The sequence below is a fragment of the Asanoa ishikariensis genome, assembly GCF_900107455.1.
In the GTDB taxonomy this organism is placed as follows: Bacteria; Actinomycetota; Actinomycetes; order Mycobacteriales; family Micromonosporaceae; genus Asanoa; species Asanoa ishikariensis.
Genome location: NZ_FNQB01000003.1, coordinates 1,816,565 through 1,833,142, shown reverse-complemented (window position 1 = coordinate 1,833,142; position 16,578 = coordinate 1,816,565). Strand labels below are relative to the sequence as shown.

Annotated in this window: 13 protein-coding genes; 3 read left to right on the top strand and 10 right to left on the bottom strand. The window is 72.1% G+C overall.

The genetic code is table 11. The annotated features are described in order from the left end of the window. Positions 1-117: 117 nt before the first annotated feature. From BLV39_RS32410 to BLV39_RS32405, 3 genes are read right to left on the bottom strand one after another with little or no spacing between them, the layout of a single operon-like run. Positions 118-888, bottom strand: coding sequence for a GGDEF domain-containing protein (locus tag BLV39_RS32410; protein WP_176985180.1), 771 nt, complete (start codon positions 886-888; stop codon positions 118-120). Next, entirely contained in the window at positions 885-1,340 is a 456-nt protein-coding gene (locus BLV39_RS44450) for a hypothetical protein (RefSeq protein WP_176985179.1), read from the bottom strand. Before BLV39_RS44450 ends, BLV39_RS32410 begins: the two co-directional genes overlap by 4 nt. Positions 1,341-1,344: 4 nt before the next feature. Next, the gene (locus tag BLV39_RS32405) at positions 1,345-2,829 is read right to left on the bottom strand and encodes a GGDEF domain-containing protein (RefSeq protein WP_090800412.1); all 1,485 of its coding nucleotides are present in this window, start codon (positions 2,827-2,829) and stop codon (positions 1,345-1,347) included. A 173-nt stretch (positions 2,830-3,002) separates the two neighbouring features. Between BLV39_RS32405 and BLV39_RS32400 the strand changes: the two genes are divergently transcribed. Then, a complete protein-coding gene (locus BLV39_RS32400; RefSeq protein WP_090800411.1) occupies positions 3,003-5,909 on the top strand; it encodes a glycoside hydrolase family 48 protein in 2,907 nt (968 codons plus the stop codon). Between the two features lie 254 nt (positions 5,910-6,163). Here BLV39_RS32400 and BLV39_RS32395 read toward each other — a convergent pair whose 3' ends face one another. Further along, complete coding sequence (locus tag BLV39_RS32395) at positions 6,164-6,616, bottom strand: globin domain-containing protein (RefSeq protein WP_090800410.1); 453 nt, start codon at positions 6,614-6,616, stop codon at positions 6,164-6,166. 221 nt (positions 6,617-6,837) lie between these two features. Continuing rightward, positions 6,838-7,281 (bottom strand): hypothetical protein, encoded by a 444-nt coding sequence (locus tag BLV39_RS32390; RefSeq protein WP_204082883.1) that lies wholly within the window; start codon positions 7,279-7,281, stop codon positions 6,838-6,840. Between the two features lie 91 nt (positions 7,282-7,372). Between BLV39_RS32390 and BLV39_RS32385 the strand changes: the two genes are divergently transcribed. Next, on the top strand, positions 7,373-9,364 hold the full coding sequence (locus BLV39_RS32385) for an MFS transporter (RefSeq protein WP_090800409.1): 1,992 nt from the start codon (positions 7,373-7,375) through the stop codon (positions 9,362-9,364). On the opposite strand, the gene BLV39_RS32380 is transcribed toward BLV39_RS32385, so the two are convergent. Further along, positions 9,339-10,139: an SDR family oxidoreductase gene (locus BLV39_RS32380; protein WP_090800408.1), complete on the bottom strand. Its 801-nt coding sequence runs from the start codon at positions 10,137-10,139 to the stop codon at positions 9,339-9,341. The two genes, BLV39_RS32385 and BLV39_RS32380, sit on opposite strands and share 26 nt — an antisense overlap. A gap of 5 nt (positions 10,140-10,144) precedes the next feature. Continuing rightward, positions 10,145-11,128, bottom strand: coding sequence for an LLM class F420-dependent oxidoreductase (locus BLV39_RS32375; RefSeq protein WP_090800407.1), 984 nt, complete (start codon positions 11,126-11,128; stop codon positions 10,145-10,147). A gap of 117 nt (positions 11,129-11,245) precedes the next feature. On the opposite strand from BLV39_RS32375, the gene BLV39_RS32370 reads away from it, so the two are divergent. Further along, a complete protein-coding gene (locus tag BLV39_RS32370; RefSeq protein ID WP_090800406.1) occupies positions 11,246-11,872 on the top strand; it encodes a DUF3159 domain-containing protein in 627 nt (208 codons plus the stop codon). 2 nt (positions 11,873-11,874) lie between these two features. On the opposite strand, the gene BLV39_RS32365 is transcribed toward BLV39_RS32370, so the two are convergent. The 3 genes from BLV39_RS32365 to BLV39_RS32355 form a co-directional block, all read right to left on the bottom strand. Beyond that, entirely contained in the window at positions 11,875-12,468 is a 594-nt protein-coding gene (locus BLV39_RS32365; RefSeq protein WP_090800918.1) for a cysteine hydrolase family protein, read from the bottom strand. Between the two features lie 129 nt (positions 12,469-12,597). Further along, positions 12,598-15,168, bottom strand: a complete 2,571-nt coding sequence (locus BLV39_RS32360; RefSeq protein WP_090800916.1) for a transglutaminaseTgpA domain-containing protein — start codon at positions 15,166-15,168, stop codon at positions 12,598-12,600. Then, positions 15,162-16,295 carry a DUF58 domain-containing protein gene (locus BLV39_RS32355; RefSeq protein WP_090800405.1) on the bottom strand — a complete coding sequence of 378 codons (1,134 nt, stop codon included), beginning with the start codon at positions 16,293-16,295 and terminating at the stop codon, positions 15,162-15,164. The genes BLV39_RS32360 and BLV39_RS32355 overlap by 7 nt, the downstream gene beginning before the upstream one ends. Positions 16,296-16,578 lie beyond the last annotated feature (283 nt).

The window sequence follows — 16,578 nt, the reverse complement described above, 5'->3', positions numbered from 1 at the left end:
CGTGTCGCGCGGGAGCCGGGCCACGCGAGTGGCGGTGGTTCCACCTCCTCTCGAAGAGGGAGCGGAGACCGGCGACGGAGTCCGGGCTGGCCCGTCGCCGGCCTACTCTGACGTTCATCAATGGAAGCGCTCCCATCGACGTTGGTCAGACTGTAGCTGCCCCGCAGCGCGCGGGAAACCCCCTGGACATGATCGGAAGTTTCGATTTATGGCGTCGCGTCCGGGTGCAGAAGGAACCCGGAATTTTGGCGCTTCGCCTCGTACATCGCCGCGCAGCAGCGCTTCGAACGACTTGGTGCCGCTCGCCGCGATGCCGACGCTGGCCGATGGCCGCAACAGACGTCCGTCGATGCGCATCGGCTCGGCCAGGGTGACCAGGACGCGATGGGCGGCGGCGACCTCGTCCTCGGTCGTCGCGTCGGTCAGCAGCACGCTGAACTCGTCGCCACCCATCCGGGCCACCGTGTCGCCGGGCCGGACGCAGCCGTCGAGCCGGTCGGCCGTGACCCGGAGCAGGTCGTCGCCCGCCTGGTGACCCATCGTGTCGTTGACCGACTTGAAGTCGTCGAGGTCGAGCAGCAGTACCGCCCTGCCCTGGTCGACGTGCCCCCCGAGATCCTTGGCCCGGTCGTCGAAGTACGCCCGGTTGGGCAGCCCGGTGAGGTGGTCGTGGGCCGCCGAGTAGCGCAGCTCTTCCTCCTGTCGGCTCAGCGCCGCGACGGTCTCGTCGAGCCGCCGGACCAGGCGTTCGTTGTCGGCAACGACCAGGTACTGGCGGATCAGGACCAACGTCGTCACGACGATCGACCCGGCGAGCGCTCCCCAGGTGCGGATGGTCAGGCCGCGGGTCGCGAGCTCGACGATGAGCAGGATCTGGGTCGCGGTCACCGCGAGGATCGGCAGCCGTGCGCCGGAGCGCCGGGCCCGCGGCGGCGGATGGCCGGCGAAGCTGTTCGAACCGGGCACCGGCCAGGAGCAGTAACGCCGGCACCATCCGGGCGACCAGGATGGCCCGCAGGTCCGGCGCGGCCGCCGACCGTCAGGAGGATTCCCGGTGCGGTCCGGATGGCGGTCGCGGACGCCGGGTCGGTCACCGACTCGACCGCGCGCAGCACCGCACCCGCCGTCAGGATCAGGCCGGCCACGGCCGCGGCCTCCCAGAACCTGCGTCTTCGGGCACCCTGACCCCGGCGCTGGGCCAGGCGCCAGGACAGGGTCGTGAACGCCGCCACGAGCACGGCCTGGGCCGCCCATGCGGTGACGCCCGGCGCCGGCCCCCAGCCGATCAGGATCGCGGCGACCGCGAAGAAGGCGAGAGCACCAGCCAGGATCCGGTCCACGGGGCTACGCCGTGGAGTCCGGGTGCAGGTAGAAGCCCGAGTTGCGCCGTTTCGCCTCGTACATCGCCTCGTCCGCGTCGCGCAGCAGCGACTCGAACGGCTTGGTGCCGCTCGCCGCGATGCCGACGCTCGCGGCCGGCCGCAACGTGTGACCGTGGACGTGCGTCGGCTTGGCCAGGGCCCCGAGGATGCGGTGGGCGGCGGCCACGGCGTCTTCGGCCGAGGCGTCGGCGAGCAGCACGCTGAACTCGTCACCGCCCAACCGGGCCACCGTGTCGCCCGGCCGTACGCTGCGTTTGAGCCGGGTCGCGGTGAGTTTGAGCAGGTCGTCGCCGGCGTGGTGGCCGAAGGTGTCGTTGACCATCTTGAAGTCGTTGAGGTCGAGCAGCAGTACGGCCCGCCCCCGGCCGGCGTCGGAGTTGCCCAGGCGCTGGGCGTGGTGGTCGAAGAACGCGCGATTGGCCAGGCCGGTCAGGTGGTCGTGGTTGGCCGCGTGGCGGAACTTCTGCTCCTGCCGGCCCAGGGCTTCGATGCTCTCGTCGAGTCGCCGCACCAGCCGCTCGTTCTCCATCAGCACCACGGTTTGCCGCGCTGCCACCACCGCCGTGAGCACCACCGAGCCGACGATGGTGCCCCAGCTCTTGATCGTGAGCCCGTTGATCGACAGTTGGACGAGCAGCATGATCTGGGTGGCGGCCACGGCGATGAAGGGCAGCCGCAGGGTCACCCGTACCCGCTTCGGCGGACCGACCTGGCGGGTCAGGGTCCCCCACATGCGCTCGATGCAGGGTGCGACCGCGAGGATCAACGCCGGCACCAGCCGCAACACATAGCTGCCGGGGGAGTCAGCGGTCGCGAGCTGGGGATTGAGTGCGTGTTCCACGCCGAAAAGCGCGATCGAGATGCTGAGCACGATCCCGGTCGCGCGGGTGAACGGCGCCTCCCGGGTCATCAGCAGCCGGACGATCGCGAACGCCGACACGATCATGATCACCGAGCCGACGACGGTCCAGGCGACCTCGCTCGACCCGCTGGCGCCCTCGCTGCCCGTCAGGGCGATGCTCCAGACGAAGATCGAGGTTGCCACCAGCACGGTCATGGCGTCCAGCCAGAGCCGCACCCGCTCCCTGCCGACCAGGTCGGGTGGTCGGGTCAGCAGGAAGCCCAGCAGCACCAGGGAACCCGCCGCGATGAGCAGCGTGGGCACGGTGCGGTGGCTGCCGGCGTTGGCCGGCTCGATCGCGAAGTCGACCGCGCGGACCGTCCCGCCGGCGAACTTCAGCAGGCCGGCTATCGCGGCGGCTCCCCAGAATCGCCGGCATAGGGCGTCCTGCCCCCGACGGCGCCACAGCCACCACGACAGCACCGCGAAGGTGCCCTCGAGCGCCGCCTGCGCCGACCACGACGTGACGGCCGGGGCCGGGCCCAGCCAGATCAGGATCGCCGCGACGGCGAAGGTGCCGAGCACCCCGCCCAGGACGCGGTCCATCGAACCATCACACCACGTGCGCCACGAACCGTACGCGGTTCGCCACGCTTGCCTGCGGGAGCGCTCCCATGTAAGACTGTCGATCTAATCGCGGGTTGGGAGCCGACCTTCGCGCACGCGTCCCGGGCAGGACGCGCCGCTCATCCCTGCTTCCGCGAGGAGACAACGCTTCCATGAGACTCAGGCTCAGACGCGCCGTGGCCCTGGTCGCCGCGGGCACCCTGGTCGCCGCCGCGGTCACCGTGCCGGCCGGTCCGGCCCAGGCCGCCGTCGCCTGCGACGTGGTCTACGCGACCAACGACTGGCCCGGCGGCTTCACCGCCAACATCACCATCCGCAACCTCGGTGACCCGATCACCAACTGGACCCTCGGTTTCGCCTTCCCCGGCAGCCAACGGGTGACCCAGGGCTGGTCGGCCACCTGGAGCCAGAGCGGCAATCAGGTCACCGCGACCAGCATGCCGTGGAACGGCAACCTGCCGACCGGTGGATCGACCGGCATCGGCTTCAACGGCAGTTGGAGCGGCAGCAACCCGAAACCGACCGCCTTCACCGTCAACGGCACGACCTGCGGCGGCGCGCCCGTGCAACAGCCGCCGACGGTCGACCTCACCGTGCCCTCCGGCCCCTTCGAGGCGCCCGCCGACGTCGCGCTCTCCGCGACCGCGAGCGACCCGGACGGGACCGTCAGCAAGGTCGAGTTCTACCGCAACGGCCTGCTGGTCAACACCGACACCACCGCGCCGTACGGGTACACGCTGGAGGACCTGCCCGCCGGCTCGTACACCGTGCAGGCCCGGGCGTACGACAACGCGAACCTGACCGCGACCGACGAGGCGAGCTTCACGGTCACCGCGGCGACCGGGCCGGTGCTGCGGGCCAACCCGACGTCGGTCTCCGTCGCCGAGGGCGGCACCTCGTCGACCCGGCTGACGCTCAGCGCCGCGCCGTCCTCGTCGGTCACGGTGGCGCTGGCCCGCAGCGGTGACACGGACGTCTCGGTCTCGCCGACCAGCGTCACCCTGACCAGCTCCAACTGGAGCACGGGCGTGCCGGTGACCATCGCGGCGGCCGAGGACTCCGACACCGTCGGCGGCTCGGCCACGATCACCGCGTCCGCCAGCGGGTACGCGCCGATCGCGATCGCCGTCACCGAGATCGACAACGACGGCGGCGGTGGGGGCAACACCTACGTCCAGCGGTTCCTGGAGCAGTACGGGAAGATCAAGAACTCCGGGTACTTCAGCCAGGAGGGCGTCCCGTACCACTCGATCGAGACCTTGATCGTCGAGGCGCCGGACCACGGCCACGAGACCACCTCGGAGGCGTTCAGCTTCTGGATCTGGCTCGAAGCGCAGTACGGGCGGGCGACCCAGAACTGGGCGCCGTTCAACAACGCCTGGACGGTGATGGAGCGCTACATCATCCCGTCGCACAACGACCAGATCACGGCGGGCGTCAACGGCACACCGCAGTACGCCGCGGAATACAACCTGCCGAGCCAGTACCCGTCGACGTTGCAGCCGAACGTCTCCGTCGGGCAGGACCCGCTGCGGTCCGAGCTCCAGTCGACCTACGGCACCGGTGACATCTACGGCATGCACTGGCTGCTCGACGTCGACAACACGTACGGCTTCGGTCGGTGCGGCGACGGGACCACGCGGCCCGCGTACATCAACACGTTCCAGCGGGGTCCGCAGGAGTCCGTGTGGGAGACCGTGCCGCAGCCCTCCTGCGACACGTTCAACTTCGGCGGGCCGTCCGGCTTCCTGGACCTCTCGATCAAGGAGAGCAACGCGCCGGCGAAGCAGTGGAAATACACCAACGCGCCGGACGCCGACGCGCGGGCGATCGAGGCCGCCTACTGGGCGCTGACCTGGGCGACCGCGCAGGGTCGGGCGGCCGACGTCTCGGCCACCGTGGCCAAGGCGGCCAAGATGGGCGACTACCTGCGGTACGCGATGTTCGACAAGTACTTCAAGAAGATCGGCAACTGCGTCGGCGCCTCGACGTGTGCGGCCGGCTCCGGAAAGGACTCGGCGCACTACCTGATGTCCTGGTACTACGCCTGGGGCGGCGCGACCGACGCGAACGCCGGCTGGTCGTGGCGGATCGGTTCCAGCCACAACCACTTCGGCTACCAGAACCCGATGGCGGCGTGGGCGCTGACCAACGTCAACGAGCTCAAGCCGCGCTCACCGTCGGCGGTCTCGGACTGGCAGAAGAGCTTCGACCGCCAGCTCGAGTTCTACCAGTGGCTCCAGTCGGCCGAGGGCGGCATCGCGGGCGGCGCGACGAACAGTTGGGACGGCTCGTACGGGACGCCGCCCTCGGGCACGCCGACGTTCTACGGCATGTTCTACGACGTCGACCCCGTCTACCACGACCCGCCGTCGAACCAGTGGTTCGGCATGCAGGTCTGGTCGATGCACCGGATCGCCGAGCTGTACTACGCGACCGGCAACGCGAAGGCCAAGGCGCTGCTCGACAAGTGGGTGCCGTGGGCCCTGGCGAACACCACGCTCGGCACCGGCGGGTCCTTCGAGATCCCGTCCGACATGACCTGGAGCGGCGCGCCGACGACCTGGAACCCGTCGTCGCCCGCGACCAACACCGGCCTGCACGTCACGGTGACGAAGAAGGGTCGCGACGTGGGCGTCGCCGCCGCGTACGCGCGGACGCTGATGTACTACGCCGCGAAGTCCGGGAACGCCGCCGCGAAGACCGGGGCCAAGGGTCTGGTCGACGCGTTGTACGCCAACAGCGACGCGCGCGGTGTCGGGACGCCCGAGACCCGCGAGGACTACCGGCGGTTCGACGACGTCTACAGCTCCAGCACGGGCCAGGGCCTGTACGTGCCTCCGGGTTGGACCGGTGACATGCCCAACGGTGACGCGATCGCGCCGGGCAAGAGCTTCCTCGATATCCGGTCGTTCTACAAGCAGGACCCGGACTGGGCCAAGGTGCAGTCCTACCTGGACGGTGGTGCGGCGCCGACGTTCACCTACCACAGGTTCTGGGCACAGGCGGACGTCGCGATGGCGTACGCGGACTACGGTCATCTATTCCCGAATGGTTGATCGAGCCAGCTACCAATAGCGCGAACGACGGAGTATCGTTCTGGCCGGAGGGGCCGCTTCCCCCGTGGCGGCCTCTCCTTAGCTTTGAAGCGCCCCTGTCCGCGGAGTACGCGGACAGGGGCGCTTCGCATGCTGGCCCCGGGGGCCGAGCCCCCGGGAACCCCCGCGGCGGTTGTTGCGGCTTCGGGGTTTGTTCTGTGTTTGGGCGCACGAAAGCCCGGGCTGGGCCCGGGCTTTCGTTGTGTGCTTTGCGGTCAGGCCGCTTGGGTCTCGGCAGCGGTTACCGCGGCTCCCTGCATCATGGTGCCGGCCGCGAAGGTGTAGGCACGTACCCAGGCGCCTTCTACTTCCGGTGTGAAGGCGTCGCCGGCGTACTCGCGCAGGGTTGCGAGCAGGCAGCCGGCTACGGCCGTGTAGTGCGCGGGTTGTACTCCCCAGCCGTCGTGCTTGGCGCCGAGTGCCAGCAGCGTCGGGCGGAGTGCTTCCGGGTTCTCGTAGTTGGTTACGAGGGCGATGATCGCGCCCAGGAGCTTGTCGTGCTGCGCGTCCATGCTCGCGGGGAACATCGGCCGGACGGCGGGGTACTCGGTGAAGAGCCGGTCGTAGAACGACGCGATGAGCGCGTCGGCCCGGTCGGCGACGACTTCCAGGCTGGCGTTCAGGAGCTTCGCGTCGGCCTGGTGGCTGGAGCTCGTCTCCTCGGTCATTGGTCCTCCCCAGCGGTGGTGACCGTGGGCGCCTCCGGAGGGGTTCCGAGGGGCGCTTCGTCACACAGAGCGTAGGGATCGACACTGCCCGTGACAAGACTTACGTGAATATGGCACAGATAGCGACAACTGCCGATTGCAACATGCGTGTGGCTGTGATAAGGCCAGGTTGCCATTGGCTTGCTGGCGGGGGGCCACCTGGCGAGTCGTTCTCGTCCGAGTTAGTCCCGATGTGGCCAGGGCGAAGCGGCTACCACGGCGCCGTAGAGCAGATGGTCGGCGAGCAGAGCGGCCTGTTCCGCGGGCTTGTGCCCGTCGGCCTGGGGCAGCCCCAGCGCCGGCGCGATGCCGATCTCGAAGGCCGTCCAGGCCAGGATGCCGTAGATCGGGCCCGCCAGTGGGTGTCGGCGGACCCGGCGGGGGAGCAGTCCGAACGCGGCACCGCCGAGCGCGCCGTAGGTCCAGTGCATGGCCTCGACCGCGACGGGCCGGTGCTGGTCCGGCACGCGGGCGAAGGCGCCGGGCACCGTGCTGCGCAGCACCGCCTCGGGTGGGGTGTCCTCGACCAGGCTCAGTGCGGTGGTCATCCGGCGCAGGCCGGACATGGCCATCGCGGCGACCACGCCCCGCGCGGCGCCCCGGCTGACGGCTGAGAGTGCTCCCATGAGGGTGAGGTACCCCATTTGCGACCCAGTTCACGCGGCGGCCGGCCGGTCTCAGGAATATGCTTAGTACAGCTAATGAAATGAGGCGGCCATGGCAATCCAGGCCCGGTCCGGTGGCCGGATCCCGCACAAGTGGTCGGTGCTGTCGAACACGACGCTCGGCATGCTGATGGCCACGGTCAACGCGTCGATCCTGATCATCTCCCTGCCGGCCATCTTCCGGGGCATCCACCTCGACCCGCTCGCTCCCGGCAACGTCAGCTACCTGCTCTGGATGCTGATGGGCTACCTGCTGGTGACCGCCGTGCTGGTGGTGTCGCTGGGGCGGCTGGGCGACATCTTCGGCCGTGTCCGGATCTACAACGCCGGGTTCGCGGTGTTCGCTTTCGCGTCGGTGGCCTGCCTGCTCACCCCGGGTTCAGGGCGCACCGCGGCCCTCTGGCTCATCGGGTGGCGGATCGTGCAGGGCGTCGGCGGCGCGATGCTGATGGCGAACTCGGCGGCGATCATCACGGACACGTTCCCGGCCCGGCAGCGCGGCACCGCGCTCGGCGTCAACCAGGTCGCCGGCCTGGCCGGCAGCTTCGTCGGGCTGGTCCTCGGCGGGCTGCTGTCCGCCTGGCACTGGCGGTCGATCTTCGCGGTCAGCGCGCTGGTCGGGGTCATCGGTGCGGTGTGGGCCTACCGGAACCTGCGGGAGACGGTGACCCGCCGGGCGGGCGTACGGATCGACTGGTGGGGCAACGCGACCCTCGCAGTTGGGCTGACGGTGCTGCTGGCGGCGCTGACGTACGGCATCCAGCCGTACCGGGACCATGTCGAGGGCTGGGCCAACCCGATGGTCTTCGGCGGCCTGATCGTCGGCGCGGCGCTGCTGGTCGCGTTCTGCGTCATCGAGACCCGGGTCGCCCAACCCATGTTCCACCTGCGCCTGTTCAAGATCCAGGCGTTCTGGGCCGGCAACGCGGCCGCCCTGCTCAACGCGGTCGCCCGCGGCGGGCTCCAGTTCATGCTGATCATCTGGTTGCAGGGGATCTGGCTGCCGCTGCACGGGTACGCGTTCGAGGACACCCCGCTGTGGGCCGGCATCTATCTGGTGCCGCTGACCGTCGGCTTCATCGTGGCCGGACCGGTAAGCGGCTACCTGTCGGACCGGTACGGCGCCAAGCTGCTCGCCACCGGCGGGCTCGTGGTGATGGCGGCGACCTTCGTCGGCCTGCTGCTGATCCCGGTGAACTTCAGCTATCTCAGCTTCGCCGTGCTCCTGTTCCTCAACGGCGTCGGCTCGGGCCTGTTCTCGGCGCCCAACACGACCGCCGTGATGAACGCGGTGCCGGCGGGGGAGCGGGGTGTGGCCTCCGGCATTCGGGCGACGTTCCAGAACGCCGGCATGGTGCTCTCCATCGGGGTGTTCTTCTCACTGCTGATCGCCGGGCTGTCGTCGTCACTGCCGAGCGCGCTGCACGACGGCCTGGCCGCGCAGGGCCTGCCGCCGGACGCGGTCTCGTCGGTGGTAGCGGTGCCGCCGGTCTCGCTGATGTTCGCCGCGTTCCTGGGCACGAACCCGATCGGCACGCTGCTCGACCAGGCCGGCGTCACGGGCCAGGTGCCACCCGCGACGCTCGACCACCTGACCGGCCGCACGTTCCTGCCGGGCCTGCTCAGCGGCCCGTTCCACGACGGCCTGATCGTGGTGTTCCTGCTGGCGGCGGCATTGGCCGCGGCCGGAGCGGTGGTGTCACTGTTCCGCGGCGGCGTCTACATCCACGACGACCCGACGCCCACCACCGCGGCAGGCCCGGTCGCGATCGAAGAAGGCGCGAACAGCAACGGCCGGCCGGCGGCGATTGCCCCTGGCGAGCCCGGGGCAGATGCCGCCACCGGGCCTGCGGCGAATGCCGCGGACGGCCAGGCGGCCACTGCCCCTGCCGAGCCCGGGACGATTGCTGCGGGCGGGTCCTCGACAAGGACCACGGTGGGCGCGGATGAGCAGCCGAACGGCCAGGGCTCGCCTGCGGACGAGCGCCCCGAGGTGGGGCGGGTGCGTGGGCGGCCGGTCAGGCGGTGGAGCCGACGCGGCTGATGAGCTTGCGCATCGAGGCGAGCCAGCGGTCCGGGTTCTCGGCCTTGCGCTGCTGGTAGGTCGCCACCTCCGGGTGCGGCAGGATCAGGAAACGCTCGGCCGCGAGGCCCTCGACCACGGCGTCGGCGACCTGTTCCGGCGTCAGCACCTCGCCCGACAGCGCAGTCACGTGCGCGCCGGCGTGGCCGCGGGCCAGGCCCGCCTCGAGCATCGGGGTGCGGACGCCCTGCGGGCACAGCGCGCTCACCCCGATGCCGCGGTCGCCGTAGGTCATCGACAGCCACTCGGCGAAGGCGACCGCGGCGTGCTTGGTCACCGCGTACGGTGCGTCGCCCACCGCGGTCAGCAGGCCCGCCGCGGAGCAGGTCTGGAGCAGGTAGCCGGCGCCGCGGTCCAGCATGGACGGCAGCACCGCGCGGGCCGCGACCACGTGCGCGTGCACGTTGACCGACCACGCGCGGTCCCAGGACTCGTCGGTGGTGTCCAGGCCCGTACCCGTGGTGATGCCGGCGTTGGAGCAGAACAGGTCGACCGGGCCGAACGACTCCTGCGCGACCTCGACCAGGGCGGCGACCTGCGCGGGGTCGGTCACGTCGCAACCGACCGCGCGGGTGAGGCCGCGGTTGATGGAGGTGGCCAGTGCCTCGGCGGCGTCGGCGTCGAGGTCGGCCAGCACCATCCCGGCGACGCCCTCGTCGGCGAACCGGCGGGCCAGCGCGGAGCCGATGCCGCCGGCCGCGCCCGTGATCACGACGACCTTGCCAGCTAGCTCCATCAGGGTCAGCCTTTCTCCACACTGGACGGTGCGGACAACTCGCCGATCAACGTGTACAACGCCTCGACGCCGCCCGCGGTGAGCTCGGGCGTGGGCAGCGGTGCCATGACGGGGGTGGTGACGCCGGCTTCGACGTACCGCATGATCTGCTCTTTGCACTGGTGCGGTGTGCCGTGGATGACCAGTGCGTCGACGAGCTCGTCGGGCACGGCGGCCAGCGCGCCGCGGCGGTCGCCGGCCTGCCACGCCGACCAGACCGGGTCGAGCAGGTCGCTGTTGCCGAGCCAGCGATGGAACTCCGCGTACGCGGGAACGGTCAGGTAGCTCGTGATCATCCGTCGGCCGACGGCGCGGGCGTGGTCGGCATCGTCGGTCGGGCACATGAAGATGCGGGCGGCGATCTCGAACCCGGCGGGCGTGTCACCGAGGGTCTTGACCACCTTCGGCACGTCGGTGGCGGCGAGCCAGTTGAGGATCGTGCCGTCGGCCTCGGCCGCGGCCAGCCGCAGCATCGCCGGGCGCAGGGCCGCGAGCAGGATCGGCGGTGGCGTGGCCGGCGGGCGTTCGAGGCGGAACCGCCGCACGGCGAACGTGTCGAACTCCTGGTCGACCGTCTCGCCGGCCAGCGCGGGGCGCAGGAAGCGGAGCATGTCGCGGCTGCGCTTGAACGGCTCGGTGAACGGCACCGCGTTCCAGTCGCCGACGACGACGGGCGAGGAGGCGCCGATGCCGAGCACGAACCGGCCCGGCGCGGTCTCGGCCAGCGACGCGGCGGTCATCGCCAGCAGGCCGGGCCCGCGGGTGAAGACCGGCGCGACCGCGGTGCCGAGCCGCATCTTCGGCGTGGTGATCGCGCCGATCGTCAACGGTGTGAAGGCGTCGGTGCCGGCGACCTCGGACGTCCACAGGTCGGTGAAGCCGGCATCGTGCAACAAGGCGTAGAGCCGACCGTGGTCGGCCAACGGCACTCCGGCGAACGGGACCGTCATTCCCCAACGGTGGCTCACGTCTGAAGAACCTACCGGTTGCGGGCGCCCAGGTCGCCTGTGGAATTTCTCATCGAAGCCGGCGCTTAGGGTAACCTAACCGCGAGTTCGGGAGGTTCGATGGCCGAGGAGTCGCTGCACGACCTGCTCGGGGGCCGCCGCGGCGCGATCGAGGCGTCGCTGCCGCCGCTCGCGTTCGGCGTCGGCTGGGCTGCGACGGCCGGCTCAATCTTGGGCGGAGTGGTCGCGGCACTCGTCGTCGGCACCGTGGTCGCGGTGTGGCGCCTCTCCCGGGGCGACCGCCCGATGGCCATCGTGATCAGCCTGTTCGGCGTGTGCCTGGCCGCCTTGATCGTCCTGCGTACGGGCCGGGCCGCCGACTTCTTCCTGCTCCAGTTGCTGACCAACGCGGCGAGCGCACTGGCCTGGCTGGTCAGCATCGCCATCCGCTGGCCGCTGCTGGGTGTGGTGGTCGGCGTGGCCCTCGGCCAGAAGACCCGCTGGCGCCGCGACCCGGCGCTGGTCCGCGCGTACGGCTGGGGCAGCGTCGTCTGGGTCATGCAGTACGTGGTGCGGGTGGCGGTGTTCCTGCCGCTGTGGGCGGCCGACCGGGTGCTGGCACTGACCGCGGTCCGGGTCGCCCTGACCTGGCCCCTGGTCGCGGCCTGCGTAGCGGTGAGCTGGTGGGTGGTCCGCCGCGCGCTACCGCCGGATCATCCGGGCCTTCGAAACCCCGTGGCGGCCTAGGCCTACGCCTTCGCCAGCATGTTGTGCAGCTCGGCGCTGTCGATGACGGTCGCGCGCCGGCCGAAGACCTTGTTGAGCAGCAGGTCGTGCACGTCGGTGTCGAAGTCGGCGACGCCGTCGGAGAGGACGTAGACGCGGTAGTCGCGGTCGGCCGCGTCGATGACCGTGGAGAGCACCACGCCGCTGGTGCTGACGCCGGCGAGCACCACGGTGTTGACGCCACGGGCCCGCAGCCGCTGGTCGAGGTCGGTGGTCGACATCGCGCCGATGCGCACCTTGCGGACGACGATGTCGCCCTGCTGCGGCGCGAGCGCGTCGACGATCGCGGTGCTGGGGTCGTCGTCGCCCATGGCGCGGCTCTCCGCCGCGGCGGAGAAGGTGACGTTGGTGGCCGGCACGGTGGCGTAGTCGTCGTCGGTGAACGCGACCCGCACGTACCCGATGACGCCCTCGTGCGCGCGCACGTCGGCGATCGCGTCGCGGACCCGCCCGATCAGCTCGTCGGGTTCGTCGAGCCGCCCGACGATGCCGCTCTGGAAGTCCATCACGAGCAGCGCGGTGCGTTTGGGATCGAAACCGTTCGACGGCGCGGGCATGGTGTTCTCCTTGCGGGTCGTGCGGTCCTCGTTGGCCAAGCTACCCGCAGCGCGGGCGGCCCGCCCGCCCAACCCCGCCCCCGATGCGGTGCGTGAGCAGCGCCGAAGCGGACGGTTGCGGCCGACGGGTCAGCGCGGGTCCGTGTGGTGCTTTCGCCGCCAGCGCAGGGGACCGGGATGGGCGGGCCAGACCAGCCGCCGCCAGCGGGACTGGGCCGCCCGGAGCCGGGCTGTGTAGGCGCGGGCGGCCTCACCCGCTTCCGCGGCCTCCGCGTCGCCCGTGCGCCCAGGCGCGAAGGCGTCCCGGTTGACCAGGCCGACCAGCGTCGTGAGCTCGGGAAGCGGGGCGATCGCCCCGGATGCGGGGGCGGTTCCACCGGTCGTGGCAGGGGTGTCGGCCGTGGCCAGCGCGTCGCTCGCCGCCCACCCACCGGTCGAGGACCGCGCATCCGTCGCGGCCGGCCCTCCGGCCCCGGTCCGTGCGTCGGTCCCGGTCCGCCCAACTGTCCCGGTCCGTGCGTCGGTCCCGGTCCGCCCTTCGGTCGAGGACGGCGCGCCCGTCGCGGCCCGCCCCCCGGTCTCGGTCCGTGCGTCGGTCGCCCGCCCTCCGGTCGAGGATGGCGCGTCCGTCGCGGGCCGCTTTCCGGCCCCGGTCCCTGTGCCGGTCGTCGCCGGCGATGCCTGTGGCGCGGATGGTGCTTCCGGCGCCGCCTGGCGCACGGAAACGGCGGCCGCCGCGTGGGCGGCCAGCTCCGTGGCCGAAAGGTGCGTCGCGGCCGGTGTGCCGGCCAGCCGCAGGGCGTCGCGGACCTCCAGCCAGGCGCCGGCCACCCGGTCGGCCGGGGTGCCGGTCGCCAGCCGTCGCAGGCTGAGTCCGCGGCGCATCACGACCAGCGCGCACCACGCCGCGACCACGAGCAGCAGCAGGCTGCCGCCGCCGATCGCGTACACGGGTGCCACGCCGGAACCATCGGGCGCGGCCGCCACGATCGGGGCGGCGGTCGGCGAGACCGTCGGGTCCAGGGTGGGCAGCGGCGCCTCGGACGGTGGCGGTGTCGGCGGCTCGGGCTTGGGCGGCTCCCGCTCCGGCGGCTCCGGCACGGTGTCGGGCTTGGGCATCGGGTCGAACGCCACCCAGCCGACGTCGGTGAAGTAGACCTCGGGCCACGCCTGGGCGTCCGCGCCGCGTACCGGGCCGCTGCCGGTGGCGCTGCGGAAGCCGACGACGACCCGGGTGGGCAGGCCCATCATCCGGGCCAGCACCGCGTACGACGCCGCGAACTGCTCCGAGGTGCCCTGCTGCCCGCCGCCGTTGGCCGGGCCGAACAGGAAGAACCCCAGGTTGGGGTAGGCGTGGCCGCTGGGCGCGTCGGCGATCACCTTGTAGTGGGTCGCGAGGTAGTCCTCGATGCCCAGCGCACGCTGGTAGGCGCTGCCGCCGGCGTCCGACGCGATCCGCTCGGACAGCTCGCGCATGGGCTCGGGCGCGCCCGCGCCGAGGGCCAGCATCCGCGCGACCCCGTCGCCGAACGGCACCTCGGCCGCGGTCAGCAGGTTGAGGTCGGGCTGTTCGGCCAACGACGAGACGGTGTACGCCACCCCGGGCCGCAGCCCGTCCGGCTCGATCATGGTGCCGGTCGACGGGTCGTACGCGACCCGCACACCGTCCACTCGGGACGGTGTCGGCACCGCGGGCAGCAGCCGGCCGGACAGGTCGCCGATCTCGATCCGCTGCGTCACGGGCGCCACCGCGTTGCCCGGGAGCGTCGCCGGAGCGGGGAGCACCCGGCCCGCGCCCCGGTAGACGGCGCCGACCCGCCAGGTGATCCCGTCGTAGTCGGAGAGCACCGCCAGCCGGATCCGGGTCGGTTCGGCGCGGTCGCTGCTCAGGTCGAACAGCTTCTGCTCGGGGTTGAGCGCCCAGCCCGAGATGCGGATCAGCGGGTTCTCGTCGAGGCTGTCGACCTGCGGCGGCTGCACGTACTGCCGGGGGTCGACCGGTGTGGCCTCGACCCGGCGGGTCACCAGCGGGGCGGTGGCCGCGACGAGGCCGATCGCGGCCAGGGCGGCCACGGCGGCCCGCACCCGCAGCGCCACCTGGGTCCGGCGTGGCAGGGCCGCCGCGTCCGGTGCGGACGGGCGGCCGGTGACCGCGAGCCCGAGCGCGCCGGCGACGACGACCATCAGCACGGGTACGACGGCGGGTGCGGCGTTGGGCCCCACGACGTAGAGGGCGCCGGCGAACAGCAGCACCGGTGGGCCGTACCCGATGAGCAGCCGTCCCCAGCGCAGGCCGAGCTCCGCGCCGGCGAGCCCGGCCAGCCACGCGGCGACCACCGGCACGATCACGGTGTCGGGCGTCGGCTCCACCGGGATCATCGCGGTGAGCAGCCTCGGTATGCCGTTGCGGGCGGCCTCGACCGCGAGGTCACGCAGCGGGCCGGGCAGTCCGGCGCGGTCGGCGGACCACCAGAGCGCGCCCAGCGTGTAGCCCACCATGCCGACCACGGAGATCGGCGCGACCAGCCACGACGGCGCCCGGCGGGCCGCGACGGAGATCAGCACCGCACCCGCCCCGGCGGCGGCGACCAACGGCATCAGGACGGTGCCCGCATAGATCCGGCCGAGCGCGAACGCGGCGGCGGCGATCATGACGATCAGGGCCAGCGGGGGTACGGCGGCCCGCGCGAACCTCACCATCCGCGCACCCCGTCCCACGCGGCGGCGAACGCCTCACCGTCGGCGGCGTCGAGCACGACCATGCCCTCGACGGCGGCCGGCGTGGTGCCCGCGCCGAAGACGGCGGCGACGATGGCCGCGTACGGGCCGCGCAGCGCGCCGACCAGCCCGAGGTCACCGCGCGCCCCGGTGCCGGTCAGGAAGATCACGGTGTCGCCGGCCCGCTGCTGACGGAGCCGGTCGGTGGCTGCCTGGAGGTCGCCCGTGGTCAGCGCGGCCTCGGCGAGCCGGTCGAGCGGACGGGTGGCCGGCGTGGTGTCCCCGGCGACGAGCAGCAGGGTGACGTCGACGTCCGCACGCACGGCGGCGGTGACCACGGAGGCGGCCGCCTCGCAGGCCGCCTCGAAGGTCGGCGCCTCCCCACCGGTGCGGTCAGGGTGCGCGGCGGCCCGGTTGTCCAGCAGGACGACGAGCTGGGGGAGGCTGGTGTCGAGCTGCTCGCGGACCATCAGCTCGCCGATCCGCGCGCTCGTGCGCCAGTGGACGCGGCGTAGCTCGTCGCCGACGACGTACTCCCGCAGCGAGTCGAACGTGATCGTGCCGTGCGGGACGCTGTCGACCCGGCCGTCGAGGCTGCGCATCGCACCGGCCGGCACGGCGGTCAGCGGGTGGATCCGGGGATGCACCCAGACGGTGCCGGTGCCGCCGTGCGAGCGGGCCGCGGTGACCAGCCCAAGCGGGTCGCGGCGGGAGACCCGCAGTGGCCCCACCGTGACCACGCCGCGCCGGGTGGTCGGCACCGGATAGTCCACTGTGGTGTCCCGGCCGGGCCGCAGCCGCAGCACCGGCACGGGCACGGTGGCTGGGCCGCACCGGTCGTGCGCGAGCAGGTTCGCGGCACGCAGGCGGGCGCTGTTGCGGACGGTGAGGGTCACGCCGGCCGGCTCACCGCGCCCGACCCGGTCGGGCTCGACCTGCCGGGAAACCGAGAGTCGCGGCCGCCACGCGGCGTGCACCACGGCGAACGCGATCGCGACCAACGCGGCACCACCGAGCGCGGCGAGCTCGGCGTATCCGAAGCGCCACCCGACGCCGACCAGTGCGACGCCGGCGACGGCCAGCCCGACACCCCGGGCGGTCGGCCGCACGGCTCAGCTTCCGGGCAGCGGCCGCAGCCCGCCGAACCCGAACAACCTGCCGCGAGCCGCGGCCCGCACGTTGGAAACGCTCTGCGCCGTGGCTGGCCCGCCCTCGTGAAGCCGGGCCGCGGTGTGCGCCGCTCCGCGCGGTTGAGCCGGAGTGTGCGCGTCTCCGTGGTGCTGGGCTGGGGTGTGCTGTGCCTGGCGTGAGGTGTGCGTCGTCCCGTTGGACTGGGCCGGTGCGGCGTAGCCGGTGGTGGCCGGCGGTGCCGGTGCGACGCGCGCGGAGGCC

Coding starts and splice junctions, on each gene's coding strand:
- BLV39_RS32405 (WP_090800412.1), bottom strand. CDS start 2,829: ATGGACCGCGTCCTGGGCGGGGTGCTCGGCACCTTCGCCGTCGCGGCG.
- BLV39_RS32400 (WP_090800411.1), top strand. CDS start 3,003: ATGAGACTCAGGCTCAGACGCGCCGTGGCCCTGGTCGCCGCGGGCACC.
- BLV39_RS32395 (WP_090800410.1), bottom strand. CDS start 6,616: ATGACCGAGGAGACGAGCTCCAGCCACCAGGCCGACGCGAAGCTCCTG.
- BLV39_RS32390 (WP_204082883.1), bottom strand. CDS start 7,281: ATGGGAGCACTCTCAGCCGTCAGCCGGGGCGCCGCGCGGGGCGTGGTC.
- BLV39_RS32385 (WP_090800409.1), top strand. CDS start 7,373: ATGGCAATCCAGGCCCGGTCCGGTGGCCGGATCCCGCACAAGTGGTCG.
- BLV39_RS32380 (WP_090800408.1), bottom strand. CDS start 10,139: ATGGAGCTAGCTGGCAAGGTCGTCGTGATCACGGGCGCGGCCGGCGGC.
- BLV39_RS32375 (WP_090800407.1), bottom strand. CDS start 11,128: ATGACGGTCCCGTTCGCCGGAGTGCCGTTGGCCGACCACGGTCGGCTC.
- BLV39_RS32370 (WP_090800406.1), top strand. CDS start 11,246: ATGGCCGAGGAGTCGCTGCACGACCTGCTCGGGGGCCGCCGCGGCGCG.
- BLV39_RS32365 (WP_090800918.1), bottom strand. CDS start 12,468: ATGCCCGCGCCGTCGAACGGTTTCGATCCCAAACGCACCGCGCTGCTC.
- BLV39_RS32360 (WP_090800916.1), bottom strand. CDS start 15,168: ATGGTGAGGTTCGCGCGGGCCGCCGTACCCCCGCTGGCCCTGATCGTC.